This window comes from Stenotrophomonas maltophilia group sp. SKK55 (assembly GCF_057179845.1).
Genome location: NZ_JBXUHP010000056.1, coordinates 147,685 through 167,499, shown reverse-complemented (window position 1 = coordinate 167,499; position 19,815 = coordinate 147,685). Strand labels below are relative to the sequence as shown.

At 65.2% G+C, this 19,815-nt stretch carries 12 protein-coding genes, 1 tRNA gene and 1 other RNA gene; 9 read left to right on the top strand and 5 right to left on the bottom strand.

All coding sequences use genetic code 11. From position 1 onward, the window contains the following. Positions 1–22 precede the first annotated feature (22 nt). Positions 23–727, bottom strand: coding sequence for a PP2C family protein-serine/threonine phosphatase (locus AC2A1N_RS17505; RefSeq protein WP_061479956.1), 705 nt, complete (start codon positions 725–727; stop codon positions 23–25). A gap of 165 nt (positions 728–892) precedes the next feature. On the opposite strand from AC2A1N_RS17505, the gene AC2A1N_RS17500 reads away from it, so the two are divergent. Together AC2A1N_RS17500 and AC2A1N_RS17495 are read left to right on the top strand one after the other, a co-directional pair. Then, positions 893–983 (top strand) — tRNA-Ser (locus tag AC2A1N_RS17500). 313 nt (positions 984–1,296) lie between these two features. Then, positions 1,297–1,701 (top strand): DUF6165 family protein, encoded by a 405-nt coding sequence (locus AC2A1N_RS17495; RefSeq protein WP_049466382.1) that lies wholly within the window; start codon positions 1,297–1,299, stop codon positions 1,699–1,701. 25 nt (positions 1,702–1,726) lie between these two features. Here AC2A1N_RS17495 and AC2A1N_RS17490 read toward each other — a convergent pair whose 3' ends face one another. Further along, positions 1,727–2,773, bottom strand: a complete 1,047-nt coding sequence (locus AC2A1N_RS17490; RefSeq protein ID WP_484373018.1) for a glycosyltransferase family 9 protein — start codon at positions 2,771–2,773, stop codon at positions 1,727–1,729. Between the two features lie 20 nt (positions 2,774–2,793). On the opposite strand from AC2A1N_RS17490, the gene AC2A1N_RS17485 reads away from it, so the two are divergent. Together AC2A1N_RS17485 and AC2A1N_RS17480 are read left to right on the top strand one after the other, a co-directional pair. Continuing rightward, positions 2,794–3,543 (top strand): 3-deoxy-D-manno-octulosonic acid kinase, encoded by a 750-nt coding sequence (locus AC2A1N_RS17485; RefSeq protein WP_061479959.1) that lies wholly within the window; start codon positions 2,794–2,796, stop codon positions 3,541–3,543. Next, complete coding sequence (locus AC2A1N_RS17480) at positions 3,543–4,310, top strand: MBL fold metallo-hydrolase (protein ID WP_484373016.1); 768 nt, start codon at positions 3,543–3,545, stop codon at positions 4,308–4,310. Before AC2A1N_RS17485 ends, AC2A1N_RS17480 begins: the two co-directional genes overlap by 1 nt. A 156-nt stretch (positions 4,311–4,466) precedes the next feature. Here the strand turns inward: AC2A1N_RS17480 and ffs are convergent. Continuing rightward, positions 4,467–4,557, bottom strand: an RNA gene (gene ffs, locus AC2A1N_RS17475) — signal recognition particle sRNA small type. A 300-nt stretch (positions 4,558–4,857) separates the two neighbouring features. Here ffs and AC2A1N_RS17470 point away from each other — a divergent pair. Then, entirely contained in the window at positions 4,858–5,175 is a 318-nt protein-coding gene (locus AC2A1N_RS17470; protein ID WP_005415486.1) for a DMT family transporter, read from the top strand. A 359-nt stretch (positions 5,176–5,534) separates the two neighbouring features. Next, complete coding sequence (locus tag AC2A1N_RS17465; RefSeq protein ID WP_484373014.1) at positions 5,535–16,424, top strand: autotransporter-associated beta strand repeat-containing protein; 10,890 nt, start codon at positions 5,535–5,537, stop codon at positions 16,422–16,424. Between the two features lie 57 nt (positions 16,425–16,481). On the opposite strand, the gene AC2A1N_RS17460 is transcribed toward AC2A1N_RS17465, so the two are convergent. After that, positions 16,482–16,925, bottom strand: coding sequence for a GNAT family N-acetyltransferase (locus AC2A1N_RS17460; RefSeq protein WP_061480527.1), 444 nt, complete (start codon positions 16,923–16,925; stop codon positions 16,482–16,484). 127 nt (positions 16,926–17,052) lie between these two features. On the opposite strand from AC2A1N_RS17460, the gene AC2A1N_RS17455 reads away from it, so the two are divergent. From AC2A1N_RS17455 to AC2A1N_RS17445, 3 genes are all read left to right on the top strand, one after another. Then, positions 17,053–17,463, top strand: coding sequence for a DUF3592 domain-containing protein (locus tag AC2A1N_RS17455; RefSeq protein ID WP_484373012.1), 411 nt, complete (start codon positions 17,053–17,055; stop codon positions 17,461–17,463). 363 nt (positions 17,464–17,826) lie between these two features. Further along, positions 17,827–18,039 (top strand): hypothetical protein, encoded by a 213-nt coding sequence (locus tag AC2A1N_RS17450; RefSeq protein ID WP_484373010.1) that lies wholly within the window; start codon positions 17,827–17,829, stop codon positions 18,037–18,039. A 43-nt stretch (positions 18,040–18,082) separates the two neighbouring features. Beyond that, entirely contained in the window at positions 18,083–18,991 is a 909-nt protein-coding gene (locus AC2A1N_RS17445; RefSeq protein ID WP_169448914.1) for a hypothetical protein, read from the top strand. Between the two features lie 325 nt (positions 18,992–19,316). On the opposite strand, the gene AC2A1N_RS17440 is transcribed toward AC2A1N_RS17445, so the two are convergent. Beyond that, positions 19,317–19,706, bottom strand: coding sequence for a hypothetical protein (locus AC2A1N_RS17440; protein ID WP_484373056.1), 390 nt, complete (start codon positions 19,704–19,706; stop codon positions 19,317–19,319). Positions 19,707–19,815: the final 109 nt, after the last annotated feature.

The following is a 19,815-nucleotide window of genomic DNA, read 5'->3' as shown; positions in this document are numbered from 1 at the left end:
ATGCTCGGCTCATGCACCAGGTTCAGTGGCAGCGCACCAGGATGACGCTGATGTTGTCGCGGCCACCGCCGTCGAGCGCGGCCGCGACCAGCGTATCCACGCATTCCTGCGCGCTGGCATCGTCGAAGGCGAGGGTGCGGGCGATGCTGCGGTCGTCCACTTCCTCGGTCAGGCCGTCACTGCACAGCAGCAGTTGCATGCCTGGGCGCAGCTCACCGCTGGTGGTGGCCACGTTCAGATGTGCAGGATCGGTCACGCCCAGCGCCTGGGTGACCACGTTGCGATGCGGATGCGCGCGTGCCTGCTCGGCCGTCAGGTTGCCCTGCGCGACCAGCTCCTGCACCACGCTGTGGTCCTGGCTGAGCTGCGCCAGCTGACCATCGCGCCACAGATACGCACGGCTGTCGCCGACCCATGCCACTTCGTAACGATTGCCCTGCACGCGTGCTGCGACCACGGTGGTGCCCATCGGCAGGGTGTCGTTGCGCCGGCGCGAGGCGCGGATGATCTCTTCGTCGGCGGTGCGGATGGCGTGGACCAGCGGCGCGCCACGGCGGATCTCGCGCACGATGGTTTCGCGGGCCAGCGCGCTGGCCACCTCGCCGCAGGCGTGGCCGCCCATGCCATCGGCCACCAGCCACAGGGCCAGCTCGCTGTCACCGTAGTAGGTGTCTTCGTTGAGCTCGCGGCGCAGGCCGGGGTGGGTGAGGTGTCCGAATTCGATCATGGTGTGCGGGGGCGGGGTATTGCTGGGGAGACAGGCATCATCGGGGGGCTGCAGGCATCCGGCAAGGCATGCACTCAGGAAATTTTCACTTCGTTGACCGGAATGACTTGTCGCCGGCCTCGCTTCCTCGTATGATGCGCGTCCCCGGTTCGCCGGGGACCACCCGGAGAGGTGGCAGAGTGGTTGAATGTACCTGACTCGAAATCAGGCAGGCGTTTATAGCGCCTCGGGGGTTCGAATCCCCCCCTCTCCGCCAGATAAAGAAAAAGGGCTGCCGAAAGGCAGCCCTTTTTCTTTATCTGGCACGGGACGCGACGCGCTCTGCGCATCGCCCCACACGTTGCTGCGCAACGCGTGGGCCCCTCCCTTTGCCTGCCTCTCCCCGCCCCTGTCGGGGCAGCCCCTCAACAGAGGGGCTTGGTCCTCCAGATGCATCACGGGAGATCCGCGCGGTGCGTGGATGCTGTTCCTGCTGGCAGGCTCATCCACGCATGGCGTGGATCTACCCGGGATATCCGTGCGGACGCTGCGGGTTACCATGTACGCATCACCTGCTGGAGCTTTTCCCGATGACCGCTGAAATCCTCGTCCCCGTTTCCTTCGGCGAGCTGCTGGACAAGATCTCGATCCTGCAGATCAAGTCCGAGCGCATCAGCGACGAGGGCAAGCTGGCCAATGTGCGCAGGGAGCTGTCGGCGCTGGAGAAGACCTGGATGGCACACCCGGCGGCGGTGAAGGACATCGCCAAGCTGCGTGCCGAGTTGAAGGCCGTCAACGAACAGCTGTGGGACATCGAGGACGACATCCGCCTGAAGGAGAAGGCGCAGGCGTTCGACCAGGGCTTCATCGACCTGGCGCGCAGCGTCTACCTGCGCAACGACGAACGCGCGCGCATCAAGAAGGCGATCAACCTGGCGCTGGGTTCGGCGTACGTGGAAGAGAAGTCCTACCAGGATTACGCGCAGCGCGCGTAATCCCACGCCGCTCGCCGCTCGCCGCTCACCCCAGGTGGTCGGCGACGTAGCGTTCGAAGGCGGCGATGCCGTCTTCCACGGTGATCAGTTCCATCACATCGTCGAATTCAATCTTGGTGCCCCACTTCAGATCGGTGGCCTGCTTGGCCAGGTACTTGCGCGCTGCGTCGTCGTAGCGGTCCACGCAGTAGCGGCGGTCCGAGTACGGGCCACTGCGGTTCGGGTTGCTGGCCGCATGCAGTCCCAGCACCTTGGTGCCCATTGCGTTGGCGATGTGCATCGGGCCCGAGTCCGGGGTCATCACCAGGTTGGCGCGGGCCAGCAGGGCGGGCAGCTGCTTGAGCGTGTCCTTGCCGACCAGGTCCAGTGCCGGCGTCTGCAGCTGCGCCTGGATCGCATCGGCCATGTGGCGCTCCAGTTCGCTGCGGCCACCGCACAGCACCACCCGCCAACCGCGCTGGACGGCATGGTTGGCCACCGCGGCGTAGCGGTCGGCGTACCAGTTGCGGCGCACGTGGCTGGAGCAGGGCGAGATCATCAGCACCGGGCGGCCATCGTCCTGCCACTGCGCGGCGGCCCACTCGAAGGCGGAGGGCGGCACGGCCAGATCCCAGCTGACTTCGGTCTGGCGCAGGCCCAGCGGCTCGCAGAAGCTGCCGATGGCATCCAGCACGTGGATGCCGGGGCGATCGGGAATACGCTCGTTGATGAAGAGCCCGTGCAGGTCCTTGGAGCGGCTGCGGTCGTATCCGATGCGGCGCTCGGCCGGAATGAAGGCCGACAGCAGGTTGGCGCGGAACGCGACCTGCATCTGCAACAGCGCTTCAAAGCGCCCCGGTGGCAGATGCCTGCGCAGTTCCTTGACCCCGGCCATGCCGCTCTTCTTGTCGTAGGCATGGAAGGTGACGCCGGGCAGGCCGTCAAGCAGCTTGTGGCCAACCTTGTCGATGATCCAGTGGATCGGCGTGTCCGGGCGCGCAGCCTGCAGGGTGCGCACCAGGGGCACCACGTGGGTGACGTCGCCGAGTGCGGACAGGCGCAGGAGGCACAAGGAGGAGGACGCTGATGCCATGTGTTGTTAGACTCAATGAAATGGTCGCATTCGACGCCAATGAAGCGCTGACGCCATGCCGCGAGGGTCGCGGCATCGGGGCCATTCTGTTCGACCGCGAGCGGCTGCGGCAAGCCGATATTGGCCTGTTCTCGCCCCAGCACTGGGGCAGCAAGGCCCGCCCGGTGGGCGAGGGCGGCCGCGGCAGCGCCTGGTTCGTCGATGCGCCGTTCGGTGCCAGCGTGCTGCGCCACTACCTGCGCGGCGGCATGGCGGCCCGGATCAGCCTCGACCAATACCTCTGGCGCGGCTCGGACCGGACCCGCAGCTTCGCCGAATTCCGCTTGATGCGCGCGCTGCGCGAGAAGAAGTTGCCGGTGCCACGGCCGATCGCCGCGTTCTACATGCGCGAGGGCCTGCGCTACCGGGCCGCGATCCTGATGGAACGGATCGAGGGCGTGCGCTCGCTGGCCGACCGCGCACTGGTTGCGGGCCGGGGCGCGCCCTGGGAGGAGACCGGGCGGCTGATCGCCCGTTTCCACCGTGCCGGCCTGGACCATGCCGACCTCAACGCGCACAACATCCTGTTCGATGGCAGTGGCCATGGCTGGCTGATCGATTTCGACCGTGGGGTGATCCGCATCCCGGCCACCGGCTGGCGCGAACGCAACCTCAAGCGGTTGCTGCGCTCGCTGATCAAGCTGCGCGGCGAGCGCAGCGTGGAAGATGTGCAGAAGGACTACGCACGGCTGCGCCGTGCCTATGACATGGCCTGGAACCGGGGCACCTGATGGACTGGTCGTTGCGTTTCCTCGGCGTCGGCAACGCGTCGGCGGTCGAGCTGGGATCGCCGATGTCGGTGATCGAGCGCGGTGGTCGCCCGTGGCTGACCATCGATTGCGGCGGTGAAGGCCTCACCGCGTTCAAGGCGCACTACGGGCACATGCCGCAGGCGCTGTTCGTCACCCATGTGCACCTGGACCATGTGGCCGGCTTCGAGCGCCTGTTCGTGGACACTTTCTTCAATGCGCACCGGCGCGGCAAGGTGCGCCTGTACGTGCCTGCCACGGTGGTGCCGCTGCTGCACAAGCGCATTGGTGACTATCCGAACGTGCTGGCCGAGGGTGGTGCGAATTTCTGGGATGCCTTCCACCTGATCGTGGTGGGCGAGGCGTTCTGGCATGAGGGGGTGCGCCTGGAGGTGTTTCCGGTGCGCCATCACTGGCCGGAGACGGCCTATGGCCTGCGCCTGCAGGGCGCGCTGACCTGGAGCGGCGATACCCGGCCGATTCCGGAGATGCTGGCGCGCTACGCCGACGACAACGAACTGATCGCCCACGACTGCGGCCTGCACGGCAACCCGTCACACACGGGCGTGGACGACCTGGAGCGTGAGTACAGCATCGAACTGCAGGCGCGGATGATGCTCTACCACTACGCCAGCGTGGCCGATGGCCAGGCGCTGGCCGCGCGCGGGCACCGCGTGGCGCAGCCGGGGCAGTGCGTGCCGCTGGCCGACCCGACTGCGCCGCACGTACTGGTGCAGGATCCGCCGTGAGCGGGACCGGCCAGCCCGCCGATGCGGCGACGGCTGCCGAACTGGAGGCGCTGGAGCGCGCACTGCAGTAGCGCTGGGCCATGCCCGGCGAGGGGCGCCAACCAAGGGTGGCATCTACCAGAGGCGAGGGCGTCGCCGGAAAAGGCGGTGGCCCCGCCGGCTGGCCTCGGCGCCCGCGTCGATCGATACCGTTGCTGCCTTCCGGCCCTGGCGGGGTTTTCGACCTAGCGTCGCGAGGGGCCGACGGGGCCACCATAGAGACGTTGGCCGCCCGGTGGGCGGCCAGTTCACGGATCAGGGGAAGCAGCGCGCGATGCGCCGGAGACCACAGCCGGACCGCACATCGGCTGACCGATGGCAGACCCTCATTCTAGCGCAGGCCGGGCCATCGACGCCAGCGTCACGCACTGAACCGGCTGTAACCCGTTCCTGGCCACGGCGGCCGGGCGTGGCCCCCGTTGCTAGAATGCCGGCCAGGAGGAACGACCTCCCCCACATCGGGAATCAAAGACCAGGACGGCCTGGCCCTACCAAGAGGAGGGCCGTCATGGCCTGGATCTATCTATTGTTTGCCGGCCTGCTGGAAATCGTCTGGGCCGTATCCATGAAGCAGTCCGAAGGCTTCACCCGGCTCACCCCCACCGTGGTCACCATCATCGGCATGATCGCCAGCTTCTGGCTGCTGGCGGTGGCCATGCGCAGCCTGCCGCTGGGCACCGCCTACACGATCTGGACCGGCATCGGCGCGGTCGGCGCGTTCGTGGTCGGCATCGTATTCCTGGGTGAGCAGGTCAGCCCGATGCGGATCGGTGCAGCGGTGCTGATTGTTTCCGGCCTGGTGCTGATGAAACTCTCCAGTAGCTGAATTTATTTACTCATGGCGGGCACGGATTCCCCGCCACATACAACGATATGCATTTTCGGCAAAACCATTATGCCGGCCCCTTTTATTTGACGTGCGTCATGAAAATGGCGCGCGTGATTCACATGCCGCTGGCACCGCCGGTCGCACAGTGCCGCCATTCGTCGGGCGAAATCGGGGAGTTTTCGCCTTGAGGGACACGCTGACGTACCTGTCCCTGGGTGCGATCAGGTGAAGATGTGAAGATTTTAAGGAGTTAATGCCTTCAGGCCTTGTTCCCGTATCGGGAGCAGGGGTGGCCCGCATTTTCTCCAAAAAAACCTGCCAGCTGTGCCATCCGGTCTTTTCATGGAGATTTACCGATGAACCGCATTTACCGTCTGGTTTTCAATCGTGCCCTTGGGGTAATGCAGGTTGCTTCGGAGGTCGCCCAGAATCCCGGGGGAAGCGCGGTCAGCGCAGGGCGGGTACCGCGATTGCGGACGCAGCAGCTGGCGGCGGCATTGGCCGCCACACTGGCCAGTGGATCGGCATTCGCAGCGTGCACGGGTACCACGACCGTAAACTGCGACAGCACCACCACCATCAACAACTACTCCAACGCGACCAACGGCCTCACGCTGAACATCGCCGCGGGTGCATTGCTGCGTACGCCGCCGATCGTAGGTGGAGGCAACGCAGCAACGCTGACCGGCGACAACGTGACGGTCAACAACAATGGCACGATCGATCCGAGCTCGATCGTCCTCGCCTCGCCCGGCCTGGTCATCGGCAATGGCTCCGCCAACAACAGCGCGATCGTCGTCAACAACAACGCCAGTGGACAGATCAAGGGTGTCGTCAACATCGCAACGCTGCTGGGCTTCGGTGGACAGGCGCTGGTGGCACAGAACGTCAACGGCACCACCACCATCAACAATGCCGGCCTGATCAGCACGTCCTTGATCGGTGTGGGCAGCGTTTCCGACGCGACCACGGTGGTGACCTATGGTGGCGCGGCAGCGAATGTGACCAACACCGGTACCATCGACGGACGCGTCGGCCTGGGCGCTTCTGGCGGTAATACGTTCCTCAATGCGGGGGCGGTCAACGGTAGCGTTCATCTGGGTGATTCAACCGGCGGCAATACCTTCACCGCAGTGTCGGGTTCCAGCGTTGTGGCCGGCGGTGGCACCGCCCTTGCCGGCGTGATTACGGGTGTTACCGGGGTGAAGGTTGCGGCAGCGGGAACGGTCGACGCGGGTACCGGCAGCGGCGCGGGCAACAACGCGCTGGTGCTGCAGAACAGTTCCGCCGGTCCCGGGTCAGGCACCGGCGGAGCGGTGACCACACTGGGCTGGAACCAGTACCTCAACTTCCAGAAGCTCACCGTCAACAGCGGTACCTGGAACCTGCAGGGCGCATGGGGCGCATCCGGCCCGACGACGCTCAATGATGGCCTGGTCAATTTCAACAATGCCGGTTCATTCGGCACAGGGCTGTTCACGGCCAACGGCGGTGCCATCGCATCCTCCACGGCCGGTCTGAATCTGGCCAATGCGTTCAACCTCGGCGGCAATCTATCCCTGGCCGGGACCAATGCGTTCGGCTTGAATGGCGTGCTTTCAGGCACTGGTGGGCTGACGGTCAACAACACCGGCATTGTTACTCTCGGCGGCGCAAACCTGTTCTCCGGGGGCGTCAACCTCAATGCCGGCGGCCTGCTGCTGGGCAATGCCGGTGCACTCGGCAGCGGCAACCTGACCGTCGGTGGCAGCGCCTCGCTGGATACGACGGCGGGCTTCACCCTGGGCAACAACCTGGTGGTCAATGGCGGGGGCTCGCTGAACCTGCTGGGCAGCAATGCGCTGACATTGAGTGGCTCGATATCCGGTGCCGGCAACGTGACCAAGAACGGTGCCGGCACGCTGACCTTGAACGGTGCCAATTCGCTGAGCGGCAGCTTCAACCTGGCCGGGGGCGCGTTGGCGCTGGGCGCGGGCGGCAGCCTGTCGCCCACCGGTGCGATCACGCTGGGCGTCGGCACCAGCCTGGATCTTTCGGCGGCGGCCGACCAGACCATCGGCTCGCTGGCCGGGCTTGGTGGTTCGGTCAACCTCGGCAGCCACACCCTGACCCTGGGCGGGCTGGGCAATACCAGCTACAGCGGCACGTTCGCCGCAGGCACCGGCGGCCTGATCAAGCTCGGCACCGGTGTGCAGACCCTGTCGGGCGTCAACAGCCTCACGGGCGGTGTTGCGCTCAACGCCGGTGGCTTGTTGCTGGGCAATGCCGCCGCGCTGGGCAGCGGTACGCTCTCTGTCGGCGGCAACACCACCTTCGACGGCACCACGGCGCTGGCGCTGACCAATGCTGTCAGCCTCGGATCGGGTGCCAGCCTGAATCTGCTTGGCGGGCAGGCGCTCACCTTCAACGGGGTGATCAGCGGCGCTGGCGGCCTGATCAAGGATGGTGCATCGTCGCTGACCCTCAACGGCGCCAATACGTTCGGCGGTGGTCTGGCACTCAACGCGGGCAGTCTGGTGCTGGGCAACGGCGGTGCACTGGGAACCGGGGCACTGAACGTCGGCGGTGCGGTATCGCTCGACGCCAGCGCCGGGCTCGCCGTGGGCAATGGCATCACGCTTGGCGCCGGTGGTTCGCTCAATGTGCTGGGCTCGAATGCGCTGACGCTGGGGGGTGTCATTGGTGGGGGCGGCAGCCTGGTCAAGAACGGCGCTGCCACGCTGACGCTGGGCGGCGCGAACACGTTCACGGGTGGGCTGGCGGTAAATGCCGGAACGGTGGCATTGGCCAGTGGTGGCAGCCTGGCGGCGACCGGCGCGGTCAGCCTGGCCGGCGCTGGCAGCGCGCTGGATATCTCGCTGGGTGGCAACCAGACCATCGGTGCATTGTCCGGTGTGGCGGGCAGCACCCTGGCGCTGGGCAGCAGCACGCTCACCTTCGGTGATGCCACCAACCAGACCTTCGCCGGCGTGATCGGCGGCACCGGTGGGCTGATCAAGCAGGGTACCGGCGTGCAGACGCTGACCGGTGCCAATACCTTCAGCGGTGGGGTGAATCTTGCGGCCGGTGGCCTGGTGCTGGGCAACGCCGGTGCGCTGGGAAGCGGTGCGCTGACGGTCAGTGGCAACGGCTCGCTGGACGCCACTGCGGCGCTGAACCTGGGCAATGCGATCAACCTCGGTGCGGCCCTGGCCCTGCCGGGCAGCCAGAACCTGACCCTGGACGGCAACGTCACGGGCACCGGCAGCCTGGTCAAGAATGGCGCATCGACACTGACCTTGAACGGCACCAACACCTTCAGCGGTGGACTGAATGCAAACGCCGGCAGCCTGCTGCTGGGTAACAGCGGCGCGCTCGGTACCGGAGTACTGGGCATCGGCGGCAACGTCACGCTCGATGGCAGCGCCCCGTTGAGCCTGACCAACAATGTTGACCTGGGCGCGGGTGCGGCGCTGTCGTTGCCGGGCTCGCAGGCGATCACGCTGGGTGGCGTGGTGTCCGGTACCGGCAGGCTGGTGAAGAACGGTGCCAGCACGTTGACCCTCAACGGCGCCAACAGCTTCGGTGGTGGGCTCACCGTCAACGGCGGCGGCGTGTTCCTGGGGAACGCCGCCGCACTGGGCACCGGTGCACTGTCGGTGGGCGCCACTGCCACGCTGGACAGTTCAGCAGCGCTGAACCTCGCCAACAACGTCAACCTCGGGGCAGGCGCGGCGCTGGATCTGCTGGGCAGCCAGGACGTGTCACTGGGCGGTCTCATCAGTGGCACTGGCAGCCTGGTCAAGAATGGTACGGCCACGCTGGCGTTGAATGGACCCAACACCTTCAGCGGGGGTGTCGGCCTCAACGCGGGCCTGCTGCAGCTGGGCAATGCGCAGGCACTGGGTACCGGCCAGCTGGACGTGGGCGGCAACGCTTCGCTGGATGCAACGTCTGCACTCACCATAGGCAACCTCATCGGCCTGGCCGCCGGTGCGAATCTCTCCGTGCTGGGCGGCAATGACCTGACGCTCACCGGTCCGGTATTCGGTGCCGGTGGGTTGATCAAGGACGGCGCGGCTCGCCTCACCCTGTCCGGCGCCAACCTCTACACCGGTGGCACCACCATCAACGCCGGCACGCTGGCGCTGGGGGCGGGCGGCAGTCTTGCCGCGGCCGGCGCGGTGGATCTTGCCGGTGCCGGTGCGACGCTGGACATCTCCGCAGCCGGTGCGGCGCAGACCATCGGCGCGCTGAACGGCGTGGCAGGCAGCCAGCTGGTGCTGGGCGCGCAGTCGTTGACCTTTGGCGGCGCCAGCAGTGGCAGCTTTGCCGGCGTGATCGATGGTACCGGCGGTCTGATCAAGGCAGGCGCGGGCGTACAGACGCTGTCCGGTGCCAATACTTTCAGCGGTGGCCTTGCACTCAACGACGGTGGCCTGGTTCTCGGCAACGCCAGCGCACTCGGTACCGGTGCACTGGGCATTGGTGGCACGACCACGCTGGACAGCACCGTGGCGCTGAACCTGGCCAACACAGTGAACTTCGGTGCCGGTACGCAGCTGACCCTGGGTGGCAGCAACGATCTCACTCTCGGTGGCGTGGTGGCCGGCAATGGCAGCCTGATCAAGAACGGTGCGGGCCTGCTGACCCTCAACAACACCAATACCTTCAGTGGCGGCCTGACCTTGAACGGCGGTGGCCTGGTGGTGGGTGCGAATGATGCGCTCGGTACCGGCGCGCTGGCGGTGAATGCCAGCACCACGCTGGACGCGGGCGCGGCAGTGACACTCGGCAATGCGGTCACGCTGGGCTCGGGCGTCGTACTGACGTTGCCGGGCAGCAATGCGCTGACGCTGTCGGGCGTGGTCGGTGGCAATGGCAGCCTGGTCAAGAATGGTGCCACCACGCTGACGCTGTCCGGTGCCAACACCTATACCGGCGGTACCACGATCAATGCCGGCACGCTGGCGCTGGGCACGGGCGGCAGCCTTGCTGCAGCAGGTGATGTCACGTTGGGTGCAGGCGCTGGCTTTGATATTTCCGGTGCCGGCAGCAGCCAGACCATCGGCGCGCTCAACGGTGCGGGTGGCAGCACCCTGGCGCTGGGCGGCAATTCGCTCACCTTCGGTACGGCCGGCAACGCCGCGTTCGATGGCGTGATCAGTGGCGGCGGCGGTCTGATCAAAGCAGGCGCGGGCGTACAGACGCTGTCCGGTGCCAACACGTTTGGCGGCGGCGTAACGCTCAACGCGGGCGGACTGGTGCTTGGCAATGATGCAGCGTTGGGCACCGGCGCATTGACTGTTGGTGGTGCCGCCACGCTGGATACCACCGGCCTGGCAACGCTGGCCAACAACATCGCGCTCAACGCCGGGCTTACCGTGCTCGGGACCAATGCACTGACGCTCAACGGCGTCCTGTCCGGGGCCGGCAGCCTCACCAAGAATGGCAGCGCGACGCTGACCTTGAACGGCGCCAACACCTATACCGGTGGCACCAACATCAACGCCGGCACGCTGGCGCTGGGGGCCGGTGCCAGCCTGGCGGCGAGCGGTACCGTGAACCTCGCCACGGGTGCCACGCTGGATCTGTCTGCCGGCAGCGGCACGCAGCAGTTCGGCACCCTGGTCGGCAATGGTACGGTGAACCTCGGTGCCAACTCGATCGAGGTCGGCGGCGCCACCGATGGCACCTTCAGTGGCTCGATCGCAGGCACCGGTGGCCTGACCAAGGTGGGTGCGGGCATCGAAACGCTGACCGGTGCCAACACCTACACCGGCGGCACCTCCATCAATGCTGGCACGCTGGCGATTGGTCCGGGTGGCAGCCTGGCCGCGACCGGCGCGGTGACGCTGAGCGCTGCGGGCACCGGCTTTGACATCTCCACCGCAGGTGCCAACCAGACCATCGGATCGTTGAACGGCGTGGCCGGCTCGACGGTGAGCCTGGGGGCACAGACGCTGACACTTGGTGGTGTGGGCAACAGCCTCTTCGATGGCACGATTTCCGGCACCGGTGGCCTGGTCAAGAATGGCGCCGGCATCCTCACGCTGGGTGGCGCCAATCTGTTCAGTGGTGGCGTTGCACTGAACGGCGGTGGCCTGGTGGTCGGCAACAACGCTGCGCTCGGCAGCGGCGCGTTGACGGTCGGAAGCAACGCAACGCTGGATGCAACGACCGGCGTCAGCCTTGCCAACAACATCGGGCTGGCAGCGGGTGCCAGCCTCGATCTGCTCGGCAGCCAGGCGCTGACGCTGGGGGGCGTGATTTCCGGCACGGGCGGGCTGATCAAGGACGGTGCGGCCACCGTAACCCTGAGCGGTGCCAACACCTACACCGGGGGGACCACCATCAACAGCGGCACACTGGCGATCGGTGCCGGTGGCAGCCTCGCCGCAACCGGTGCGGTGAACCTGGCCGGTGCGGGCACGCTCGACATCTCCGCGGGTAACCAGGCCATCGGTTCGCTGGCCGGCGTTGCAGGCAGCACGGTGGCGCTGGGCGGCAGCACACTGACCCTGGGCGGCACCGTGGACAGCACCTTCAGCGGTGTGATCGGCGGCAGTGGCGGCCTGATCAAGAACGGTGCGGGCGTGCAGACGCTCAATGGCGCCAACACTTTCAGCGGTGGCGTGGCGCTCAACGCCGGTGGCCTGGTGGTCGGCAACAATGCTGCGCTGGGCACCGGTACGGTGACGGTCGGAGGCGCTGCGACGCTCGATTCGAACACTGCGGTCATCCTCGGCAACAACTTCATCCTCAGCAACGCGTTGACCGTCCTGGGCAGCAACAACCTCACCCTCAACGGCAACCTGAGTGGTACCGGCAGCCTGACCAAGGAGGGTGCCGCGACGCTGACCTTGAACGGCACCAACACCTATACCGGCGGCACCAACATCAACGCTGGTACGCTGGCACTGGGTGCGGGCGCGAGCCTGTACGCCAGTGGCATCGTCAACCTGGCCTCGGGGGCGACCTTCGATCTGTCGGCAGGCAGCGGCACGCAGCAGTTCGGTACCCTGATCGGCAACGGCACGGTGAATCTGGGCGCCAACACGCTGACGATCGGAGACGCCACCAATGGCACGTTCAGTGGTTCGGTGGCCGGCTCCGGTGGGCTGATCAAGGAAGGCTCCGGTACCCAGACGTTGACCGGCACCAACACCTTCACCGGTGGCACCACCATCAACGCCGGCACGCTGGCGATCGGCGCCGGTGGCAGCCTCGCTGCGACCGGTGCGGTGAACCTGGCCAACGCCGGTACCACCTTCGACATCAGTGCGGGGGGCGCGCAGGCGATCGGTTCGCTGGCAGGCGTGGCAGGCTCTTCATTGGCGTTGGGTGGCAGCACGCTGACCCTCAATGGCGTGGGCAATACCACGTTCGCCGGCACCATCGGAGGTGCAGGGGGGCTGGTAAAGAACGGCGCAGGCATCCAGGGCTTGACTGGCGTCAACGTCTTCACGGGCGGCGTGACCCTCAATGCCGGTGGCCTGCTACTGGGCAACGACGGTTCGCTGGGAACCGGTGCGCTGACCGTAGGCGGCAACGCCAGCCTGGATGGCACCAGCGCGCTGACGCTGGCCAACACCGTACAGCTGGCCAGCGGCACGCTGACTCTGGGCGGCAGCAACGCACTGACCTTGAACGGCCCGATCAGCGGCGCTGGCGGCCTGCTGAAGGATGGCGCGGCGACGGTCACCCTCGGCGGTGCGAGTACCTATACCGGCGCCACCACCATCAACAGTGGCACGCTGGCGGTGGCGGCCGGTGGCAGCCTGTCCGGTGCCAGTACGGTCAACCTGGCCGGTGCCGGTACGCTGGATATCAGCGCCGGTGGCAGCCAGAGCATCGGAGGCCTCGCTGGCGTGACCGGTTCCAGCGTGGTGCTGGGCGGTGCAACGCTGACCACCGGCGGCAACAACGCCAGCACCACGTTCGCCGGCGTCCTCAGTGGCACCGGCGGCCTGGTGCAGAGCGGTACCGGCACGCTGACCCTCAGTGGCGACAACACCTACACCGGTGGCACCACCATCAACGGTGGCAGCACGCTGCAGATCGGCAACGGCGGCAGCACCGGCTCGGTGCTGGGCGACATCACCAACAACGGCAGCCTGGTCTACAACCTCGGCACCACGGCAACCGTGGGTGGTGTAGTCGGCGGCAGTGGCAGCCTGACCCAGGCCGGCAGCGGCACGCTGGTGCTGACGGGCAACAACACCTACACCGGCGGTACCACCATCAATGCCGGTGGCACATTGCAGATCGGCAACGGCGGTGCGACCGGCGCGATCGTCGGCGACATCACCAACAACGGTGCGCTGGTATCCAACGTGGCCGGCAACACCACGCTCGGTGGCACCATCAGCGGCAGTGGCGGCCTGACCCAGGCCGGCAGCGGCACGCTGACCCTGACCGGCAACAACACCTATACCGGCGGCACCACCATCAATGCCGGTGGCACGTTGCAGGTGGGCAATGGCGGTGCGACCGGCGCGATCACCGGCAACGTTGCCAACAACGGCAGCCTGGTGTTCGACGTTGCGGGCAACACCACGGTCGGCGGTGCGATCAGCGGCAGTGGTGGCCTGACCCAGGCCGGCAGCGGTGTGCTGACCCTGGTGGGCAACAACACCTACACCGGTGGGACCACCATCAGTACCGGCAGCACGCTGCAGGTGGGCAACGGCGGCGCGACCGGCGCCATCGCTGGCGACATCACCAACAATGGCGCGTTGATTTCCAACGTGGCCGGCAACACCGCGCTGGGCGGCACCATCAGTGGCAGCGGCGGCCTGACCCAGGCGGGCAGCGGTACGCTGCTGCTGACCGGGACCAACACCTATACCGGCGGCACGACCATCAACGCCGGCAGTACGCTGCAGCTGGGCAATGGCGGGGCAACGGGCTCAATCGTCGGTGATGTCACCAACAACGGCACGCTGGTGTCCAACCTGGCGGGCGATACCACGCTGGGCGGCACCATCAGCGGCAGTGGCGGCCTCACCCAGGCCGGCAGCGGTACGCTGACCTTGACCGGCAACAACACCTATACCGGCCCGACTACCATCAACACGGGAGGCACGCTGCAGGTAGGCAATGGCGGTGCGACCGGCGCCATCGGCGGCAGCGTCACCAACAACGGCAGCCTGGTGTTCAACGTGGGCGGCAACACCACCGTCGGCGGCGCCATCAGCGGCAGCGGTGGCCTGACCCAGGCGGGCACCGGCACCGTGATCCTGACCGGCAACAACACCTATACCGGCGGCACCACCATCAACACCGGCGGCACGCTGCAGGTCGGCAATAGGGGCGCCAGCGGTGCAATCACCGGTAATGTCAGCAACAACGGCAGCCTCGTGTTCAACGTCGGCGGCAACAGCACGGTGGGCGGCACCATCAGCGGCAGTGGCGGCCTGACCCAGGCCGGCACCGGCACCCTCACGCTGACTGGCAACAACATCTACACCGGGGGTACCACCATCAATGCCGGCGGCACCGTGCAGGTCGGCAACGGTGGGGCCAGCGGCTCAATCATCGGCAACATCACCAACAACGGCGGCCTGGTCATCAACACCGGTGGCACCACCACGCTTGGCGGCAGCATCACCGGCGGTGGCAGCATCGTGCAGGCCGGCCCGGGCACGCTGAATCTGGGCGGCAACAGTGGTGGCTTCAGCGGCACCGGCCAGGTCACCGGCGGCGGCCTGAATGTCACCGGCAACATCGGCGGACAGTGGACCATCGGCAGCGGCACCACGCTGTCCGGAACCGGCACCATCGGGGGTACCGGCGGTGGCGTGACGGTATCCAGCGGCGGCGTGCTGTCGCCGGGCAATGGCCCGGGCAATGGCAGTGGTGCAGGCAACGGCACCGGCACGATCACGGTGGGCGGCAATCTGAACCTGTCACCGGGCAGCACGCTGGGCATCGACCTGGGCGCCACCGGCAGCGACACGGTGCAGGTCGGCGGCAGCGCGAATGTGGGCGGCAGCACCGTGCGGGTGAATACCATTTCGCCGAGCACCAGCTACCAGCAGGGCCAGCAGTACACGGTGGTCAATGCGGGCGGTGGCGTGAGTGGGCAGTTCGCCTCGGCAACCTCGCCGTCGGCCTTCCTGACCATCACCCCGGTCTATACCGCCAACACGGCCAACCTGCAGATCGACGTGGCGCAGACCGCGGCATTCACCACGGCGGCCAACACGCGCAACCAGTACAACACCGCCGCAGCGCTGGACAGCCTGCCGCAGAGTGGTCCGGCGCTGGGCCTGTACAACACGGTGCTGATGTATGACGCGGGTACCGCGCGCGCGGCGTTCGACCAGCTCTCCGGTGAAGTGCATGCGGCCAGCCGTGCGGTGCTGCTGTACGACAACTACCTGGAAGAAGGCATCCGCCAGCGACTCGGCAGCGAGTTGCCGACCGTGCGTGGCGAGCACGCTTCGGCCTGGTTGGCCGGCAGCGGCAAGGTGTTCAGGCAGGATGGCGACGGCAATGGCGATGAGATCCGCGCCAATCGCAATGCGCTGATGGCCGGTGTCGACTGGCAGCTGGGCGAGCATGTGGTGCTGGGTGCAGCGGCCGGCAACGAGCGGCTGGATACGCGGCTGTATGATCGCAGCTCGCGGGCCCGCCTGCGTGGCCACACGTTCGGCCTGTATGCACAGGGACAGTGGAACAACGGCTTCGCGGTGGGCGGCAGCGTGTCGCGCGGTGACTACCGGACGCGCACCACGCGTGAAGTGCCGTTGTTGGGCCAGACCCTGTACAGCCGCCAGGATGCCGATGTGACCATCGCCCAGGTGGAAGGCAGCTGGACATGGACCCACGGCAGGACCCAGCTGCAGCCCTATGTGCAGTTCACCAAGCACTGGGTCGACAGCGATCGTGCGGTGGAGCAGGGTGGCAGCGCGGCACTGGTGCTGGAAGGCGGCAAGGACACGCTCAATGTCAGCACCGTGGGCGTGCGTGGGCGCTGGGACGTGGGCAGCGGCGAGCGCTTCCCGGCGCAGCTGACGGTCGGCCTGGGTTGGCAGCATGCGTCGGGGGATACCGATGTAGCCAGCCGCAACCGCTTTGCGGTGGGCGGCGACGCCTTCGATGTCTACAGCGCGGTGATGGCACGCAATGCCCTGGTCAGCCAGGTGGGTGTGGCGGTCGGCCTCGGTCGCAACAGCCAGCTGTCGATGTTCGTGCAGGGCCAGCATGGCGATGGCCGCCGCGATGTGGGTGGGCAGATCAACCTGCGCGTCGGGTTCTGAGCAGGGGATGCCTGCGGTAGATCAACGCCCTTCGTGGATGGCACCGGGGCGGGAGCGCTACAGCTCCCGCTCCATTTCAACGGCGTCGATCCCGGCGCCATGCCCATCGGGCACGATGCGCGCCACCTGGAAACCCAGGCCGGCATAGAAGCCCTGGGTGTGCTGGCTGGTGCTGAGCGCGATGCGGTCGATCGACGGATCGCTTTCAGCCTGGTGCAGGCGCGCGAGTGCCAGTTCGCGGCCCAGTCCCTGGCGGTGCAGCGCGCGCTGCACCATGCCCCAGCAGAAGCCGGCGCTGCCGTCGCTACGGCGCGAGAGGCCACCACAGGCGACGACGTTTCCATCGCGCTCGATCACCTGGAACGCACAGCCCGTGGCCTGCTCGCGCAGGAAGCGTTCGAAGTCGCTGCGCTCTTCGGGCGCGAAGTAGGTGGGTACGTTGCTGTCGAAAATCGACAGGCAGGCGCGTGCGGCGGCGGGTTGGTAGACACGAAGGCTCATGCAGCCACCCTAGCGTGCGGAGGGGGCTGCGTGGCCTCCGGGTTATGCTGTCGGGCAACGGGAGTGACCGCGCGGCAGGATCCGCCGACCCCATTCGTCTTCCCGCCTGCAACGGAGCTGCCCAGCGATGCCCGATCCTTCTTCTTTCCGGACTGCCCAGCTGATGCGCGGTCTGCTGTTTGGCGTGGTGGGACTGTTGATCCTTGCCGTGGCCGCCTTCGAGGTGACACATCGTCTTGAGTTCCTGGAGGTCGCGCAGGCCGTTGATGGCCAGGTTGAGCGCCTGAACGCCGGCGGATCGCATCCGCAGGTCGCGTTCACCACCGCGACCGGCCAACGCGTCTCGTACCCGCAGGGCGGCATGATCTTCGGCTATGAGCCTGGGCAGCCGGTACGCGTGCTGTACGACCCGGCGCAACCGCGGCTGGAGCCGGTCCTGGACACGTTCGATGCGCTGTGGGGAATGACGGTCGTGTGGGTGCTGCTGGGGCTGGCGTTCGTCGGCGCCTGCGTGCGGAGACTGCTCCGGCGCAGATGACCTGCGGGCGGATCGCGCGCCGTCGGCGGGCCGGCCGTTGGACCGGCCACGACGGCAGGGCCTGTTCAGTCCGGTAGTACCTGCGGCGATTCCCGCCAGCCAAACAAAAAAGCCGCCCACTGGGCGGCTTCTTCATTTATCTGGCGGAGAGAGGGGGAAACAGTACCTTGACCGTCCCGCCTAGCTCCGGAGGCGTCCACAAACCGGATTTGTGTCCTGTGGTGTGTCCTCGCATTCTAGTCCGGTTTAATCGTAGCTTTTTCAAAATCGTCAAAGCCTCAGCCCTGCAAATCGGGGGCTGGCGCAGGCTTAGCTCGTTGGGGCTACCCGAGGGCGCAGGGGTGTGATATGCTGGAGCGGTGAATGGTGGAGGGCAATATGTTTTTTATGTCATTTTTTGAAAAAAACAAGCCAAAGACTGACATGCAGATAGCTGCAGACAAGCAGCTACTTAAGTCGATCAACGAAAAGAAGTCTCTGCGAGTTGTCGATGGCACTCTTTATGTCGACGCTAGTGATGTCGAGGAAAAAATGCGTAACTTGCAAAAAGTCGCAAGGAGCGTGTTGCGGCGATAGCTTTTAATAGTATCCCGTCGAGGATATTTCATAGGGAAGTGAGATGGGTTTACTGCTTATTCTGCCGCTTCTCGTAAGTGGCTATATATTTTGCAATAGAAGTCCTTTGATTCGCTATAGGCTGCCTCAGTATGATGGGCAGCTTCTTTATTTTTTTGTCGCCTATCAAGGGATAGTTTGTTTCACTTCTGCTCTCGTGTGCGTTACCGTAGTTTCGGCGATATTTTCGCATGACTGGGGTGGATTGTTTTGCGAGGCTGATTCATGCCTGTGTCCTTCATGGTTTACCACTGATTATTTGGATGGCGGTGGCAGAGCTTTGGCTGCGATTAACGCCTCCTGGAGCGGTAAAGGACAGTTGTATACATTTTTCCTCTTGGTCAGTGCGCTGACTATGCTGATGCCGTTTATACGGTCCCGTTATGGTCTCTATAAGTATAAAAAGGCCAAAGAGAGTGAGGTCGGTGGGGTTGTAGGTGAGACCGCCATTAGCGTATTTCTTCTTAAGGAAGCACTAGCGCATCTTCCGCTTACTCAGGCGCTATTTAGTGCTTCGGTGGATTCGGCTCCTATTCTTGTGCTGACCGATGATCGGCGTGTTTACGTCGGACTGGTCTCAACAGTAGGGACGCCAACAGAGGCGACGAGCGTGGATGAGGACTTCGGTCTTTGGCCCCTAATGAGTGGATACTGCGATAAGGACTCATTAGAAATGGTTTTGGATGCCGACTATCCGGATTTTGACAGGAAGTCTTCTCCTCAAATTTTTATGCGACAGAAGGATGTGGTGTCAGTGACGCCTCTTTCTGCGGGTTTGGATATTCCATTTCCACATCGTAGGAATGCAAAGTCAAAGTCAAAGTCAAAAACGTCTAAGGCTCCCTTTGCATGGTTGGCGTTGGGTTATTTTGCGCCTCAGATTGTTCGCGTGGCCGCTAGGGTAGTCCGCTGAGGCATGGATAATCTGTCTGAGTGAAGGCGTGACTACAGCGCCAAGTGCGTGGTTACCTGTGTCAGGAAGATCAGACTGAAGATCGCCCCGGCTTGCCCAGAGTGCAGTAACAAGGCCCATCACCGGGAAAGCCTTCACTTAGGCAGCCTTCGCGCCGACGAGTACCGCGAAATCCATGATCTCGGGAGCAACGTTGTCACAGTCAATCAGTACTGCGACGGTCGAATCCTGCGGTTGAGCCATGAAAAGGTGTCGTATCTCGTTACGCTCTTCTAGTTCAGAGTCCAGGCGCAGCGCCTCTTGGTCGGAAGGCAATGCTCTCGTGTCAGGCTTGAAGTCTGGCCGCTAAGGCGTAGGTCGGGCTCGGATAGTCGGCGAACAGCTTGATGCGGATCATCGAAGCGCTGGAGCCATCACCGCCCGTCAATGGAACGTCTTGGAGAAGGTGCAAGCACTGACGATCAGATGGAAGCGGATCCTGCTCTGTGCAACCTATCCAGTTTCGGGCATCCCATCGCTTCCCAAGAATGATGGGCACCAGTGGGCTTTGCTGAATAGGAAAAGCGCCGTGCACCGCGACCTGGTAGCCGTGTGCAATCTTGGCCAGCATCCGGACGAACGACCAGATGTCCATCCTGTCCTGAAACTGCATGCCTACAGAGGCATGCTCGCGAACTGTCTCCCCCTCGCCAAGTCCCATGGTCAGCGTATCCATGGCGGAAACCTCTATCCCCTCTGCAGAAGGATCGGGCGGAAATTTAGGGTTGAGGAAGCCTGGGAGAGTGAGGACGGGGAGGTGCATGACTTTGACGCTTTGATCCCAA

What these genes read in the sequence shown, in the direction of transcription:
- AC2A1N_RS17445 (WP_169448914.1), top strand. Translation starts at nt 18,083, where the DNA reads ATGGGTTTACTGCTTATTCTGCCGCTTCTCGTAAGTGGCTATATATTT.
- AC2A1N_RS17480 (WP_484373016.1), top strand. Translation starts at nt 3,543, where the DNA reads ATGGACTGGTCGTTGCGTTTCCTCGGCGTCGGCAACGCGTCGGCGGTC.
- AC2A1N_RS17485 (WP_061479959.1), top strand. Translation starts at nt 2,794, where the DNA reads ATGGTCGCATTCGACGCCAATGAAGCGCTGACGCCATGCCGCGAGGGT.
- AC2A1N_RS17455 (WP_484373012.1), top strand. Translation starts at nt 17,053, where the DNA reads ATGCCCGATCCTTCTTCTTTCCGGACTGCCCAGCTGATGCGCGGTCTG.
- AC2A1N_RS17490 (WP_484373018.1), bottom strand. Translation starts at nt 2,773, where the DNA reads ATGGCATCAGCGTCCTCCTCCTTGTGCCTCCTGCGCCTGTCCGCACTC.
- AC2A1N_RS17470 (WP_005415486.1), top strand. Translation starts at nt 4,858, where the DNA reads ATGGCCTGGATCTATCTATTGTTTGCCGGCCTGCTGGAAATCGTCTGG.
- AC2A1N_RS17465 (WP_484373014.1), top strand. Translation starts at nt 5,535, where the DNA reads ATGAACCGCATTTACCGTCTGGTTTTCAATCGTGCCCTTGGGGTAATG.
- AC2A1N_RS17495 (WP_049466382.1), top strand. Translation starts at nt 1,297, where the DNA reads ATGACCGCTGAAATCCTCGTCCCCGTTTCCTTCGGCGAGCTGCTGGAC.
- AC2A1N_RS17450 (WP_484373010.1), top strand. Translation starts at nt 17,827, where the DNA reads ATGGTGGAGGGCAATATGTTTTTTATGTCATTTTTTGAAAAAAACAAG.
- AC2A1N_RS17460 (WP_061480527.1), bottom strand. Translation starts at nt 16,925, where the DNA reads ATGAGCCTTCGTGTCTACCAACCCGCCGCCGCACGCGCCTGCCTGTCG.
- AC2A1N_RS17505 (WP_061479956.1), bottom strand. Translation starts at nt 727, where the DNA reads ATGATCGAATTCGGACACCTCACCCACCCCGGCCTGCGCCGCGAGCTC.
- AC2A1N_RS17440 (WP_484373056.1), bottom strand. Translation starts at nt 19,706, where the DNA reads ATGGATACGCTGACCATGGGACTTGGCGAGGGGGAGACAGTTCGCGAG.